The organism is Fructobacillus papyriferae (assembly GCF_018437225.1).
Classification (GTDB): Bacteria; Bacillota; Bacilli; order Lactobacillales; family Lactobacillaceae; genus Fructobacillus; species Fructobacillus papyriferae.
This window is the reverse complement of record NZ_JAAMFI010000001.1, coordinates 493671-508481: the sequence shown is the minus strand read 5'-3', so window position 1 is coordinate 508481 and position 14811 is coordinate 493671. Positions and strand designations below refer to the sequence as shown.

Sequence of the window (14811 nt, the reverse complement as noted above, 5' to 3'; positions counted from 1 at the left end):
CGGATTTTTAGAATAAAATCAAGGGGCAGAAAGGCGCGTTTAATGGTAAAATAAAACAGTAATTATTCTTGAAAGGAAAGCCGTGGTAAGCCCCTTGGGGCCTGCCATGCAGGTGAATACATGGCAACATCAATTTCTAAAGAAGAAGTCGCCCACGTGGCTGACTTGGCCAAGTTAGCTTTTACCGATGCAGAATTAGAAGCTTACACAGGCCAACTCCAAGACATTGTTTCTTTGGTCGATAAAATGGCTGAAGTCGATACGACGGGAGTAAAACCAACGTATTCGGTCACGCAAAACGTTAACCACTTGCGAGAAGACAAGGCGGACAACTGGCATGAAAAGAAGGCCTTGTTAAAGCAAGCGCCTGAAGAAGCCGCGGATCTGATCAAGGTTCCAGCCATTTTGCAGGGAGGAGAAGAAGCCTAATGACTTATAACTACTTCGAACACTCACTGGAAGACATTCATGCCGCTCTTCAAGCTGGGGACATTACCGCCACGCAGTTGGTGGAAGACACGCTTGAAAACATTAAGCAATCAGACGACCAATTAGAAGCCTTTGTGCGCTTGCACGAAGAGGCTGCCATGGAAGCGGCTCGTGTCGCCGATGAAGAGGGAAACTTTGACAACCTCTTGGCCGGCATTCCAATGGCCATGAAGGACAACATCGCAACAGAAGGGCTCGAAACGACGGGCGCTTCTAAGATTTTGTCTGGCTTTAAGCCGGTCTACGATGCCACGGTGACCAAGAAATTGAAGGACGCTGGTGCAGTCATCTTGGGTAAAGCCAACATGGACGAATTTGCCATGGGTGGTTCTTCTGAAACGTCGGCCTACAAGCAAACGAAGAACGCTTGGGACTTGTCCCGCGTTCCCGGTGGTTCGTCCGGTGGTTCGGCAGCAGCCGTTGCTGCTGGACAAGTGCCTTACGCCCTTGGATCAGATACGGGTGGTTCCATCCGGCAACCGGCTGCTTTTAACGGTTTGGCAGGAATGAAGCCGACCTATGGCCGCGTGTCTCGTTTTGGCCTCTTTGCCATGGCTTCATCGTTGGACCAAATTGGTCCTTTGACCCGCTCGGTTAAAGACAACGCTTTGGTTCTAAACGCCATCGCTGGTTTTGACGAACGCGACTCAACTTCTGCCGAACTGGCTGTGCCTGACTTCACTGAGAAGATGGGCCAGTCGGTGAAGGGCATGAAGGTTGCCGTGCCAAAGGAATACTTCGAAGAGGGGATCTCAGAAGAAGTTCAAGTGCAAGTACAAGCGGCCATTGCTCAATTAAAGGCAATGGGCGCTGATGTCTCCGAAGTTTCCTTACCACACACCCAATACGGTGTGGCCGCCTACTACGTGTTGATGTCATCGGAAGCTTCTTCGAACTTGCAGCGTTACGACGGTATTCGATACGGCTTTCGTGCAGCAGACGCCAAGTCTTTGGAAGAAGTCTACAAGAAGACCCGTTCTGAAGGATTCGGTTCTGAAGTGAAGCGTCGAATTATGCTGGGAACCTATTCCCTTTCAGCAGGGGCCTACGATGCCTTCTTCAAGAAGGCGGCTCAGATCAGGACTTTGATTATCCAAGACTTCAACAAGGTTTTTGAAGATTATGATTTGATCGTAGCACCAACGACGCCAACCCAGGCCTACAAGCTGGGGGCTGAAATCGACGATCCAAAGGCCATGTACATGGGCGATGTGTTGACGATTCCAGTCAACTTGGCCGGCCTGCCTGCCATGTCGGTGAACGCCGGCTTCAATGCGGGCTTGCCAATTGGCTTGCAGATTATCGGTAAGGCCTTTGACGAACAGACGATTTACCAATTGGCTTACGCCTTTGAACAAGAAAATCATTTTGCAGACAACGTGCCAGCCATTGGCAAGGATTTCTAAGGAGGCCAACTGATGGGAAATGAAAATTTTGAAACAGTCATTGGACTCGAAGTCCACGTCGAGATGCAGACGAATTCGAAGCTGCTCTCACCATCCCCAGTCCACTACGGGGATTCACCAAACGAAAACACCAACGTGATCGATTGGGCTTACCCAGGGGTTTTGCCCGTCGCCAACAAGGGCGCCTTGGACTATGGGATGCGCGTGGCCATGGCTTTGAACGCCGACATTACTGAAGAGATTCGCTGGGACCGGAAGAACTACGTTTACCCGGATAACCCCAAGTCTTACCAGACCACTCAGCAACAAACGCCCTTGGCCCGCAACGGTTATTTGGACGTGACGATGCCGGATGGCCAGGTGAAGCGTATCGGAATCGAAGAGCTTCACGTCGAAGAAGATGCCGGTAAGAACACCCACGGAACGGATGGCTACTCCTACGTCGACTTGAATCGTCAGGGAACGCCTTTGGTCGAAATCGTCTCCAAGCCCGACTTGGCTTCGCCCGAAGAAGCTTACGCATACTTGGAACAGTTGCGCCGCGTGATTCTCTTTACCGGTGTCTCGGAAGCTAAGATGCAAGAAGGGCAGATGCGTGCCGACGTCAACATCTCCTTGCGCCCACACGGCTCTAAGGAATACGGTACGCGTGTGGAAATGAAGAACATTAACTCCTTCCACTACGTGCAATCTGCTTTGGAATATGAAGAAAAGCGTCAGAGTAAGGTCATCCGTTCCGGTGGCCAGATCCGTCAGGAAACGCGTCGTTACGATGATCCATCAAAGTCAACGATTTTGATGCGTGTCAAGGAAGTCGCTGACGATTACCGTTACTTCCCAGAACCTGATCTGTCACCTGTTCGCATCGACCAAGCCTGGATCGACCGTGTCAAGGAAGACTTGCCAAAGTCGGCCACGGACCGTCAAAAGGACTACGTGGCAGAACTTGGTTTGGAGCCATACGATGCCGGCGTTTTGACGCAGACATTGGCCATGGCCAACTTCTTCGATGCCTCGGTTGCAGCTGGTGCCGATTCAAAGGCGGCTGCCAAACGTGTAGCCAACTACTTGATTGGTGACGTAAACGCCTACTTGAACAAGAATCAGGTTGAGTTGCAAGACACGAAACTGACTCCTGAAAACTTGGCCGGCATGGTGAAATTGATCGAAGACGGCACGATCTCAACCAAGCAAGCCAAGAAGGTCTTTGAGGCCATCATGGAAGGGGAAGAACCCGAAGCCTATGCCAAGGCCAAGGGCCTCGTTCAGATTTCTGATCCCGCAACGCTCTTGCCATGGATTGAAGAAGTCTTGGATGCCAATCCGCAGTCAATTGAAGACTTTAAGGGTGGAAAGGACCGGGCCACTGGCTTCTTGATTGGGCAACTGATGAAGAAGTCCAAGGGTCAGGCCAACCCTGGTGTCTTGAACAAGCTGTTGTTAGAAGAGCTGAACAAGCGCTAAACATTTTTTGATTTTAAGCGGGGGCTGCTTGCTTGTCTGTCTGTCTTATGATTTGGCAGTTGGGTCTAGCAGGCGGGCTCCTGCGTACATAAATTTAGGAGGAAGGGAGTGTGACTGGGAAAACCAACGCTGGTGGTTTTTCCTTTGGCTTTGAAACGCCGCACTCTTTTAGCACATGATGAAGCGAGCACGCATTATTTACAACCCAAGTTCCGGACGAGAAATGGTCAAGCGGGACATGCTCAATATCTTAAACGTCTACGAACAGGCTGGTTACGAAACGTCGACTTTTGCGACCACCCCAACACCGCTTTCGGCCCAAAAGGAAGCAACCCGAGCAGCTGAAGCCGGTTTTGATTTGATTGTGGCCGCTGGTGGGGATGGCACGATTAACGAAGTGGTCAACGGCATTGCACCCTTAAAGAAGCGGCCCAAGATGGCCATCATTCCGGCTGGAACCACCAACGACTACGCTCGGGCTTTGAAAGTCTCTCGTGACGATCCTTTGGAAGCCGCCAAGGTGATCTTAAAGAACCAGACGATCAAGATGGACATTGGAAAGATCCAAGCCTTTTTGCCAGGTGAAAATGGCGAAGCGGGTGAGAAAAAGCCGGTTCGCTACTTCATGAACATCGCGGCTTTGGGAACCTTGTCTGAACTGACTTATGCGGTGCCATCCGCCATGAAGTCACTTTACGGATATCTGGCTTACTTGGTTAAGGGGGCGGAATTACTGACGCGTTTAAAGCCTGTGTCCGCCAAAGTCAGCTTTGACGACGGGGAGTACGAAGGCGATATTTCGATGATCTTCTTGGCCTTGACCAACTCGGTTGCCGGATTTGAAACGATTGTGCCGGACGCCAAATTAGACGATGGAAAGTTCACCTTACTGATCGTCAAAAAGTCCAATCTTTGGCAGATTGCCCAACTGGTTTCTCAAGTGTTGAAGGGTGGGGCACACATTAAAAACCCCAACCTAATCTACAAAAAAACTTCCAAGGTCCGCATTGATCCTTTGAATGGGGATCCAATCAAGGTGAATTTGGATGGGGAATACGGTGGCGATGCCCCAATGACCTTCGATAACTTAAAGCAGCACATCGAGTTCGTGGCCAACATTGAGGCCATGGGCACGGATGATACGACGGATAAGATTAAAGAGCAATTCGTTGAACAAGTCGAAAAATTAGAAGCTAAGGGTGGTCACCATGATTTGCCCGAAGAACCGGCCGAACAAGCCGATAAGTAAACAAACTGGCGGTACCTTTGGTGCGGCCAATTTTGCGTGATGAAGAAGAGGGAAAGGCGCGTAGCAAGCATGGCAAAAGCCAACCGAGTATATAAAAAGAAGGCACCCGTGGCCAAGAATGACCGCGTGGAAGCCGATATTATTGATCTGACCTATCAGGGGATGGGCGTGGCTAAAGTAGAAGGTTTTCCACTTTTTGTGGCCAACGCTTTGCCTGGAGAAAAGGTCTTGTTAACGGTGACAAAAGTTTTGAAGAACTACGGCTTTGCCCGCATTCAAGAAATTGTCAAAGTCTCACCTGACCGTGTCGAATTGCAGGACAAGTTGGCTTTGACGACGGGAATTGCGCCAATGGCCAACCTGTCTTATCCAGCCCAGTTAGCTTGGAAGCAGCGCCAGGTTCGTGAACTGTTCAAGAAAGCGCAATTGCGCGTGGCGGTGGCGCCAACTTTGGGGATGGCTGAGCCAACCCACTACCGCAACAAGGCCCAAGTGCCGGCACAAATGGTCAACGGCCGTCTCGAAACCGGCTTCTACCGCCGTGGTTCACACAAGTTGATTCCTACCGATTCCTTCTACATTCAAGACGAAAACGTGGACGAAGCGATTCGCGTAACCCGCGATGTTCTGCAGGAACTGGGCGTCTCGGCCTATGACGAAGAAACGGGTAAGGGGCTGGTTCGCCACGTCATGGCCCGTTATGGCAAGGCAACCGGTCAACTGATGGTTGTCTTGGTGACGGCCAAGGAAGATTTGCCTGAAAAAGACGCGATTGTTGAAGGCTTGCGTGCTCGTTTACCAAAGCTCGTTTCTTTGGTCCAAAACGTGAACAACAAGAAGACCAACGTCATCATGGGGCAGGAAAACCACTTGCTCTGGGGACAAGAAGAGATTGAAGATCAGTTGCTGGGCAAAGCCTACCTGATTGGTCCCAATTCCTTCTACCAAGTCAACCCGGAGACGACGGCCAAGCTCTACAACTTAGCCAAGGATTTGGCGGACTTAAAGCCCACTGACACGGTTATCGATGCCTACTGTGGGATTGGAACAATTGCTTTGACGGTCGCAGACAAAGTCAAAAAAGTGCTCGGCGTTGAAGTGGTCGAACCAGCCATTGAAGATGCCAAGAAGAATGCCAAACTAAACGGCATTTGGAACGCGGACTTCATTGTGGCAGACGCCCCTGAGCAGATGCACCGCTGGGCTGAAGAAGGCAAGACGGCCGACGTCGTCTTCGTCGATCCGCCCCGTAAGGGCTTGACCCAGGACTTTATCGAGGCCGTTGGCGTCATGAGGCCTGAACGACTGGTTTATGTCTCATGTAACCCAGCCACGCTGGCTCGCGATGTTAAAGACCTTTTGGCGCAAGGCTATGAAGTCGATGGTCGCGTGCAACCGGTCGATCAATTCCCACAGACGATGCACGTTGAAGCAGTGGTGAAGCTGGTGAAAAAGTAAGGGATCATTTCTAAATAAAAGCTGACTGTGTCAGCTTGTACATAGCAAATACTTATTATAAGGAGGACGACCCCATGGCTAAAGCAACCGATACACCAATGATGGTACAGTATCATCAGATCAAAGACCTGTATCCCGATGCCTTTTTGTTTTACCGCTTGGGTGACTTTTACGAGCTCTTCGAAGAAGACGCTATCAAGGGTGCCAAGATTTTGGAGTTGACGCTGACATCGCGCAACAAGAACTCCGAGAATCCGGTGCCAATGGCCGGGATTCCCTACCACGCCGCTTCGAACTACATCGATATTTTGGTTGATGCGGGCTACAAGGTGGCGATCGTTGAACAAATGGAAGATCCGGCCACGGCCAAAGGAATGGTCAAGCGCGACGTTGTGCAGCTGATCACGCCTGGAACGAAGCTTGCTGGACAAAACGGGGATGGTAAGACCAATAACTTTTTGGCAGCGGTCGTTCACGACAATGCAGGTCTGTCGCCGGCTAGAAAGGGGGAAACACCCCGTCCGTATGCCTTGGCCTATATTGATCTGTCAACCGGGGAGCTAAAGGCAACCTTTTTGGAAAGCGTTTCTGAAGTCCAAGACGAACTGGGTGCTTTGGAAGTCAAAGAAGTTGTCTTAGCCAAAGAAGATGGGCTGAAGGCGGCCGACGTCGCCACGCAGGTCGGCGAAAAGGGCTTGGTGGTCTCCTTCCAAGGGAAAGCCCAGCCATCAGCCACACTGACGTATTTGACCAAAGATCTGAAAGACGCTTTGGGTCAGGCTGTTACGGGACTTTTGCTCCAGTATTTGTTCGATACGCAGAAGCGGTCGTTGGACCATATCATGCCCGTGCAGTCATACGAACGCCAGGCTTACTTGGTCTTCAACCAGGTCAGCCGCGTTAATTTGGATCTGGTACAAAATGCCCGAACGAAGCAAAAGGCCGGTTCTCTTTTTGCCTTGTTGGACGAAACAAAGACGGCCATGGGTGGCCGTTTGCTCAAGCAGTGGTTGATTAAGCCGCTGAAAAACGTGTCAGACATCAAAAAACGCCAAGACATTTTAGCTGCCTTTAAAGAAGACTTCTTCACTCGTGGAACGGTTCAAGACCAGCTGAAGTACGTCTATGATTTGGAACGCTTGGCGGCCAAGGCTGCTCTTGGTACTTTAAACGCGAAGGACATGGTCCAGCTGAAGAAGTCGCTGCAGGCCGTGCCTGCTTTGCAAAGCGCCTTGATGGGAACCTCTTCCGATCCTGTTTTGCAAGACCTGGGTGCTGCCTTAGATCCAGTTTCGGATTTGGCAGACGTGATTGAGGCCGCTTTGGTTGATGATCCGCCCGTATCCGTTCGCGATGGCGAGCTGATTAAGGAAGGCTACGACTCACTGGTCGATTCCTACAAACAAGCCTTGACTGACAACCAGGACTGGCTGGCTTCCTATCAGGAGCAGGAGCGCGAGGCGACTGGTATTCCGACTTTAAAGGTCAAGTACAACAAGAACTTTGGTTACTTCATCGAGGTCACCAAGGCCAACTTGTCCAAATTAGAAGAGGGCCGCTATACCCGCAAGCAAACGCTGACCAACGCCGAACGTTTTACAACAGTCGAATTAAAGGAACACGAAGATCTGATTTTTGCGGCTCAAACCAAGCGCTACGACCGCGAATACGAGCTTTTCTTAGCCATTCGTCGCCAGGTCAAAGAAGAGATGCACCGCCTGCAAGGGCTGGCGCATGATTTGGCCAAGATTGATGTTTTGGCGGCTTTGGCTGACGTGGCAGAAGAAAAACACTTTGTGAAGCCAACCTTTCATGACGATGGCAGTCGCGCCGTGGAGATTGTTCAGGGCCGTCACCCAGTGGTCGAATCGTTGCTCGGGGCTGGGGAATACGTGGCAAACGACGTAACTTTCCCACAGGATCAATTCATCCAACTCGTTACGGGGCCAAATATGGCGGGAAAGTCGACTTATATGCGCCAAATCGCCATTATCGTGATTTTGGCTCAGATGGGGTCATTTGTGCCAGCGGATGCGGCTAAATTGCCGGTCTTCGATCAGATCTTTACACGAATCGGGGCTAACGACGATTTGGTCTCTGGTCGTTCAACCTTCATGGTTGAAATGGCTGAAGCGAATCTGGCTTTGCAAAACGCGACGGCTCAATCCTTGATTCTGTTTGACGAATTGGGACGGGGAACGGCTACCTATGATGGAATGGCGCTGGCACAGGCAATCATCGAGTTCCTGGCCAAGCATTTGCACGCCACCACGGTTTTTGCCACCCACTATCACGAACTGACCGCGTTGGCAAAAGCTTACCCGGCCATTGAAAACGTTCACGTGGGTGCCAAATTGACAAAAGATGGTCGCTTACATTTCTTGCACCAAGTGCAAGCTGGTGCAGCAGACCGGTCCTACGGTATCCAGGTAGCGGCATTAGCAGGTTTACCTGCTGGCCTACTTGAAAATGCTGAGAGTATTTTGGCGGCCCTTGAAAAAGATGGGGCTGGACAAGTTGAAGTCCAAGAAACGGTGAAGCGTGCCGCTTCAGAAGATTCTCAAGATGGGGCGGTGGCTGACAAGCTGAACGAATCAGCTGCGAAATTAGCCCAAGCCAACAACCTGGCACAAGAATTGCCACTCTTTGAGGTGGCTGAGTCAAAACCAGCCGAAGAAGTCGCTTCTTTGGATGCAGGCGACCGGGCCGTTCTGGCCAAGCTTTCGCAAACCAACTTGAACAAGCTGACCCCATTGGAAGCACTTAACTTGCTCTATAAGCTTCAAGAGATGGGAGAGCACCATGGCTAAGATTCACGAACTGTCCGATCTCATTGCTAATCAAATTGCAGCAGGTGAGGTGATCGAGCGACCGGCTTCGGTTGTGAAAGAGTTGGTCGAAAACGCCATTGATGCCAATGCTAGTCAAGTTGACGTGGTCGTCGATCAAGCCGGTTTGGATCTCATCAAGGTGATCGATAATGGCCAAGGAATTCCGGGCGACCAGGTTCCCTTGGCCTTTGTCCGACATGCGACATCAAAAATTGAAAACCGACATGATCTGTTTAAAGTGATGACCCTTGGTTTTCGAGGAGAAGCTTTACCATCGATTGCTTCGGTTTCCGATGTTACCTTGCAAACGAAGACAGCTGATGCTGAAAACGGCTTTACCTACCAAGTGAAAGGGGGCCAAGTCGTCCAAGAGAGTCCAGCGCCGGGACGCTTGGGAACGATTGTTTCGGTTCGCAACTTGTTTTACAATACGCCAGCACGGCTAAAGTACTTAAAAAAACCACAAACGGAATTATCGTTGATCGTTGATGTCGTCAACCATCTAGCGCTTGCCAACCCAAAAACGGCGCTGACTTTGACCCACAATGGCAAAACCTTGGTCAAAACGGCGGGTAATGGTGACCTGCGTCAGGTTTTGGCTGCAATCTATGACCGTAAAACGGCTGAAAAGATGGTGGGCTTTGCCGGCCAGTCTGAACACTTCAAGGTATCGGGATACTTAACTTTGCCGGAACAGACCCGGGCCTCGCGATCGTATTTGGCGGTTTTGGTCAACCATCGATTCGTCAAGAACTTCTCGGTTTCAAATGCCATTATTAAGGGTTATGGCTCTAAACTGATGGTCGGACGCTTTCCAATCGGCGCAGTGTCGATCGAGCTCGATCCGCTGATGGTAGATGTCAATGTTCACCCGCAAAAAGCTGAAATTCGCTTGTCCGAACAAGGCGAGCTGACGGACTTACTAACGGCGGTAGTGGCTAACCGGTTGTCAGAGGAGAACTTGATTCCAGACGCCCTGGAGAACTTGGGCCAGCAAAGTGAAGAGCTGAAGCATCCGGGGATGGCGGCGCCTGCTTTAGATTCGGTCGCCGAGAAATCGTTGTCGGACTCGCAGGGAAAATTGGCGGGTAAAAAGCCATCAGCCGGTCAATTTGCAGCCGTTAATGACAGTGGGCTGAATGCTTCGAAGCGGGCGATCAAGTTGTCGGAATTGCCAGCAATTGCTGTCGACGACCAGGCGGTTATTCAGCTGACGGACAAGGCGTATTTGCAGGACGCGGCGGTCCTGGTTTTTGCCAAGCGTTATCAGGATGAGGGCTTTATTGAGCCGTTTGAAGAGATGGAGGCATCGGGTGCTGTTTTTGAAGCGGAAGAAACAGCTGAGCTCGGGACGGTTAATCCCTTCGAGTCGGCCAACAAGGTGGCCGAGCCGATGGCGACTTATGAAGCGGCTTCGGATGCCATGATAACAGCAGAAGAACCGGCTGCACCTGCCAAAAAGATCAAGGTCGAAAACGTTGATTTGGACGTGGATGACCAGCAAGAAGACATTAATCCGCAAGGCTTTCCGAAGCTGGATTACATCGGGCAAATGCATGGGACCTTTCTCTTTGCACAGGACAAGGACAAGTTGTATCTGATTGACCAGCACGCGGCCCAGGAGCGGCTGAACTACGAGTTCTACCGCAAGCAGGTAGGCGAAGTGTCCGATAATCAGCAGGTGCTTTTGCAGCCACTGATGTTGAACTATTCGACTGCTGATGTCTTGAAAATATTGGACGTTAAAGAACTTTTGGCTGAAGTTGGTCTCGCAATTGAAGAGTTCGGTCCGAACACGATTGCCTTATACGAGCACCCAACTTGGATGAAGGCCGATCAGCTTTCGGACACGGTCAAAGAAATGATTGACTGGATTTTGTCTGGCGAGAAGCTGACGGTAGCGGCCTTCCGCGAGAAAGCAGCTATCATGATGTCTTGTAAACGGGCCATTAAGGCCAACTGGCACATTTCTGATGACGAAGCACGTCGTTTGCTTGCTGACTTAGCTAAGGCCGAAAATCCTTACAACTGTCCGCACGGACGGCCTGTTTTGACAGCCTTCACCCTGACCGAAATGGAGCGCATGTTCAAGCGAATCCAGGACTCCCACGAGTCTTGGCAGAACTACGATACGCATCCATTCTAAGAGAATTTGTATAGTAAAGGAGAGCAGGACCATGATGAATAACAATGATGTCATTATTCGCCTGCGTTACGCGCTGTCGTTAACCAATCAGCAGATTGAAGCGATTTTCAAACTTGGTGGCGTGACGATAAAAGACAGTGATTTGGACCGCATTTTGACTCGTCAGGATAAGGATTTACCCTATGATCACAGCTTGTCCAACCATGATTTGGAAGCATTTTTGAACGGCCTTTTGATCGACAGACGCGGGCAACGAAAGGACAAGGATGGCCACATTGTGCCACCAACTTTCGATATTAAAACGCCAAAATTAGTCAATAACGTGACGATTAAAAAGATCAAAATCGCGATGGCTTACACGTCAGATGACATTCAGGAGTTGATGAAGTTAGCTGGTGACAATATTTCCAACGGCGAATTGTCGGCCATCTTGCGTCGTCCTGATCACCGCAATTACCGTGAAGCTGGTGATCGCTACGTTCGTAAACTGTTGGCTGGGATGAGCAAGAAGTACCGCGGGTGATTCGAAGACATTTTGTAATGTCTGCTTTCTGGTCGAACCGCGGCTTATTGACTTATTTAAAATACTTTCAAAAGCAGTCTGTCCAATAGAGGATCGACTGCTTTTTGCTGTCCTGCGGTTTATTTGAAAGAAACCGTAATGTGTGGCACTGTCTCGATTAAAAGGGAACACTTTTTCTTCGCGCTGACGGGTTTAACCGTCTTTTTTCATATATAGAGGTGAAAATTTGTTATGATAGAAGAGATAGAAAGCAAATGGAGAAAACAATGTCAACGACAGTCCCAGACCTTTTAAAAGATACTGCTCTCGCCCCATACGCCTATACACAGGCTGGTGGTGTCGTGGATTATTTGGCCATTCCAAAGACGTTGGAAGAGCTTGGTCAGTTACTTTTCTGGGCCAGGGATGAAGGGCTGCCTGTCCATGTCTTTGGCCGCTTGTCGAACTTAGTGGTCCGCTCTGGCGGCCTACGTGGGCTTGTCATTTTGATGACAGAGCTAAAGCGAGTGGAACAAAAAGGTGATCGGCTGATTGCTGATGCCGGCTGTGACATCATTTGGCTCTCGGCGCTGGCACAGGATAAAGGGCTGACTGGTTTGGAATGGGCTGCCGGCATTCCTGGCTCTGTTGGCGGTGCAGTTTTCATGAACGCTGGGGCCTATGGCGGTCAGACGGACATGGTGGTGGATACCGTCACCGCTTTGATGCCGGACTTGACCCTTCAAACTTTCAAACGAGATGAATTGGCTTTTTCCTACCGTCACTCCGTTTTTCAAGACAATGGCGGTGTGATTGTTCAGGCAACCTTTACATTAAAAAGGGGGGACCGAACCAAGATTCAAGAAAAGATGGATGAATTTAACTATGCTAGAGCGTTGAAACAGCCGCTTTCCTGGCCGTCCAATGGTTCTGTTTTTAAGCGTCCCGAAGGTTATTTTGCTGGTAAGTTAATTATGGATTCAGGCCTTCAAGGCACCAGTGTTGGTGGCGTGATGGTCTCAACGAAGCATGCTGGTTTCATGGTCAATGTGGATCACGGAACGGGCAATGATTATGAAGATTTGATTCATCTCGTTCAAAAAACGGTTTTTGATCATTACCAGGTAGCACTGGAACCAGAAGTTCGAATTATAGGAGACCGATAACCATGACCCTCATTGAGCTAATGGTCGTCTTAGTGACTGGGGTGGCGCTTTCTAGCATCATCTCGCACTTTGTACCGGCCGTCCCAATTTCCCTTTTTCAAATTGCCATTGGTGTGTTTTTAGCTACTGTGGCCCAAGTCGATGTCGAAGTGGATTCGCATTGGTTTATGATGCTTTTTGTCGCGCCGATCCTCTTCAATGATTCTTGGCGCTTTCCTAAGCGAGAGCTTTGGGAGCTTCGTGTACCAATTCTTGGAAATGCGATTTTGCTGGTGCTGGTGACGACCATTGTCGGTGGTTATGCCATCTCTTGGTTGATACCACAATTACCATTGTCGGTGGCCTTAGCCTTAGCAGCCGTGCTATCGCCAACGGATCCGGTCGCGGTACAAGCGATTGCCAAGCGTGTCAAATTGCCGGAAAACTTACTGCATGTGGTGACTGGTGAAAGTTTGGTGAATGATGCCACCGGCTTAGTTTCCTTTAATACCGCGGTCAAAGCGACGGTTGCAGGAACCTTTGTTTTAGGTGATGCGCTCTTGAATTTTGCCTGGATGACGGTAATTGGCGTTTTGGTCGGTATCTTACTCGGGGCGGGGATGATCATTTTCCGTAACTGGGTCTCACGGTCGGGCTTGGCTGATGTTGTTTTCTACACGATTTTTACCTTGCTGATGCCCTTTATCATTTATTGGGTGGCCGAGGGCTTTTTACACGCCTCTGGCCTGATCGCTGTGGTCACGGGAGGCATTACTGCCAAAATCCTGTCTGATCGCAAGTCGAGTTTGCTTTCTGCGGAGGCAACGATTGTGTCGGTGCATTCCTGGGAAGTGATTGTCTACGTTTTGAACGGTCTGATTTTCGTTCTTTTGGGGATCACCTTGCCCAATGCGTTACACAATATCTTGAAGAACACGGCTATCGAAAATTGGCAGGCCTTTACTTACGCCTTTTTGGTCTGGTTAATCGTGTTTATTTTGCGGGTCCTTTGGGCCTATGCCATTCAATGGGGGCAGCACTGGCACCACCGCAAAACGGGTGTATCCTTTCGCTCCGCCATTGTCTCTGGTTTGACCGGCGTTCGCGGGGCGGTCACGATGGCTGCTGTTTTGACAGTACCGACAGTCACGGATGCTGGTCGAGCTTTTGTTGGCCGAGATCTGGTGATCTTTATTGCAGCGGTTGTTGTTGTCTTGTCTCTAATCGTCGCCTCAATTATGTTGCCATTGGTGACAAAAGAAGTGACACAACATGATTTTACCCAGCCGGAATCAACCATCGCCCTAGAAGATGAAGGAGGGTCGGTCCAAAAAGCGATGTCTGAAAAACGGGCCCGTCTCTGGATCACGCGTGTGGGAATTCAACGATTGCGTGACTTGCAGACAGAAGAAAACCGACGAATCATTCACGAATTGATTTCTCGCCGGCAAAAAACAGCTCGTGTCCTCCGCCATAGTATTCACGATGACTTGGATCAGTCAGACTTTGCAGCTGAAAAGGAACTTGAGTTACAGGAATTAGCTTTGCAGGCTGAACGCAATCGATTGCAACAGTTGTTAGTAGAAGAGACGATTTCACCAATCACGTATAGTTTGCAGGCCAAACATCTGGATCAATTGGAAGCCGACCTGGGCTCTGATCGTGAGTTAGCGGGCTTTGTTCGTGTGAAGTGGCTTTATCGTCGGCTTCGCGCCAATTTCCGTATCTGGTTATCGGATCAGGAATCCGAAACGGTTCGTGAAGAAGCGGATGTGGCGATTCGTGAAATGGCGAAAGCGGCCATTCAGGCTTTGTCTGACTTTGTCAGTACGAAAGTGGGCGATACCGCTGCACACCGAATTTTGCGCCAGACGGCCTACAACTTAATTGTGGTTTACCGCTATCAAATTGAAAAGACCAAGCACGTGCCTTCTTTCGACCAACAGGAAAAAGACGACAAGAGGCGCTTAGAATTAGAATTAAAAACCCTCTCTGCCGAACGTGAAATGGTCCAAGAACTCTATGACCAAAAGCGCATTTCGCGGCAGACAAGTATCAATTTAAGACAGTATATTAATTATGCGGAGACCAGGGCTTTGGTCGGCCGCAATGAGGAGTAAA

General features: G+C 50.0%; 10 protein-coding genes. All 10 read left to right on the top strand.

Annotated elements, in window-relative coordinates; genetic code table 11:
- Window positions 1–120: 120 nt before the first annotated feature.
- The 10 genes from gatC to G6R27_RS02305 all read left to right on the top strand — a co-directional run bounded on the left by gatC (window position 121) and on the right by G6R27_RS02305 (window position 14810).
- Window positions 121–429, top strand: a complete 309-nt coding sequence (gatC, locus tag G6R27_RS02350) for an Asp-tRNA(Asn)/Glu-tRNA(Gln) amidotransferase subunit GatC (protein ID WP_213819474.1) — start codon at window positions 121–123, stop codon at window positions 427–429.
- The gene (gene gatA, locus G6R27_RS02345) at window positions 429–1895 is read left to right on the top strand and encodes an Asp-tRNA(Asn)/Glu-tRNA(Gln) amidotransferase subunit GatA (protein WP_213819473.1); all 1467 of its coding nucleotides are present in this window, start codon (window positions 429–431) and stop codon (window positions 1893–1895) included. Before gatC ends, gatA begins: the two co-directional genes overlap by 1 nt.
- 12 nt (window positions 1896–1907) lie before the next feature.
- On the top strand, window positions 1908–3359 hold the full coding sequence (gatB, locus tag G6R27_RS02340; RefSeq protein ID WP_213819472.1) for an Asp-tRNA(Asn)/Glu-tRNA(Gln) amidotransferase subunit GatB: 1452 nt from the start codon (window positions 1908–1910) through the stop codon (window positions 3357–3359).
- 178 nt (window positions 3360–3537) lie between these two features.
- Complete coding sequence (locus tag G6R27_RS02335) at window positions 3538–4608, top strand: diacylglycerol kinase family lipid kinase (protein WP_213819715.1); 1071 nt, start codon at window positions 3538–3540, stop codon at window positions 4606–4608.
- Window positions 4609–4677: 69 nt separating this feature from the next.
- The gene (gene rlmD, locus G6R27_RS02330; protein WP_213819471.1) at window positions 4678–6066 is read left to right on the top strand and encodes a 23S rRNA (uracil(1939)-C(5))-methyltransferase RlmD; all 1389 of its coding nucleotides are present in this window, start codon (window positions 4678–4680) and stop codon (window positions 6064–6066) included.
- A gap of 74 nt (window positions 6067–6140) precedes the next feature.
- The gene (mutS, locus tag G6R27_RS02325; RefSeq protein ID WP_213819470.1) at window positions 6141–8876 is read left to right on the top strand and encodes a DNA mismatch repair protein MutS; all 2736 of its coding nucleotides are present in this window, start codon (window positions 6141–6143) and stop codon (window positions 8874–8876) included.
- On the top strand, window positions 8869–11043 hold the full coding sequence (gene mutL / locus G6R27_RS02320; protein ID WP_213819469.1) for a DNA mismatch repair endonuclease MutL: 2175 nt from the start codon (window positions 8869–8871) through the stop codon (window positions 11041–11043). Before mutS ends, mutL begins: the two co-directional genes overlap by 8 nt.
- Before the next feature lie 34 nt (window positions 11044–11077).
- Window positions 11078–11566: a YehS family protein gene (locus G6R27_RS02315; RefSeq protein WP_213819714.1), complete on the top strand. Its 489-nt coding sequence runs from the start codon at window positions 11078–11080 to the stop codon at window positions 11564–11566.
- 254 nt (window positions 11567–11820) lie between these two features.
- Window positions 11821–12711, top strand: coding sequence for a UDP-N-acetylmuramate dehydrogenase (murB, locus tag G6R27_RS02310; protein WP_213819468.1), 891 nt, complete (start codon window positions 11821–11823; stop codon window positions 12709–12711).
- A 2-nt stretch (window positions 12712–12713) separates the two neighbouring features.
- Window positions 12714–14810, top strand: a complete 2097-nt coding sequence (locus G6R27_RS02305) for a Na+/H+ antiporter (RefSeq protein ID WP_213819467.1) — start codon at window positions 12714–12716, stop codon at window positions 14808–14810.
- Window position 14811: the final 1 nt, after the last annotated feature.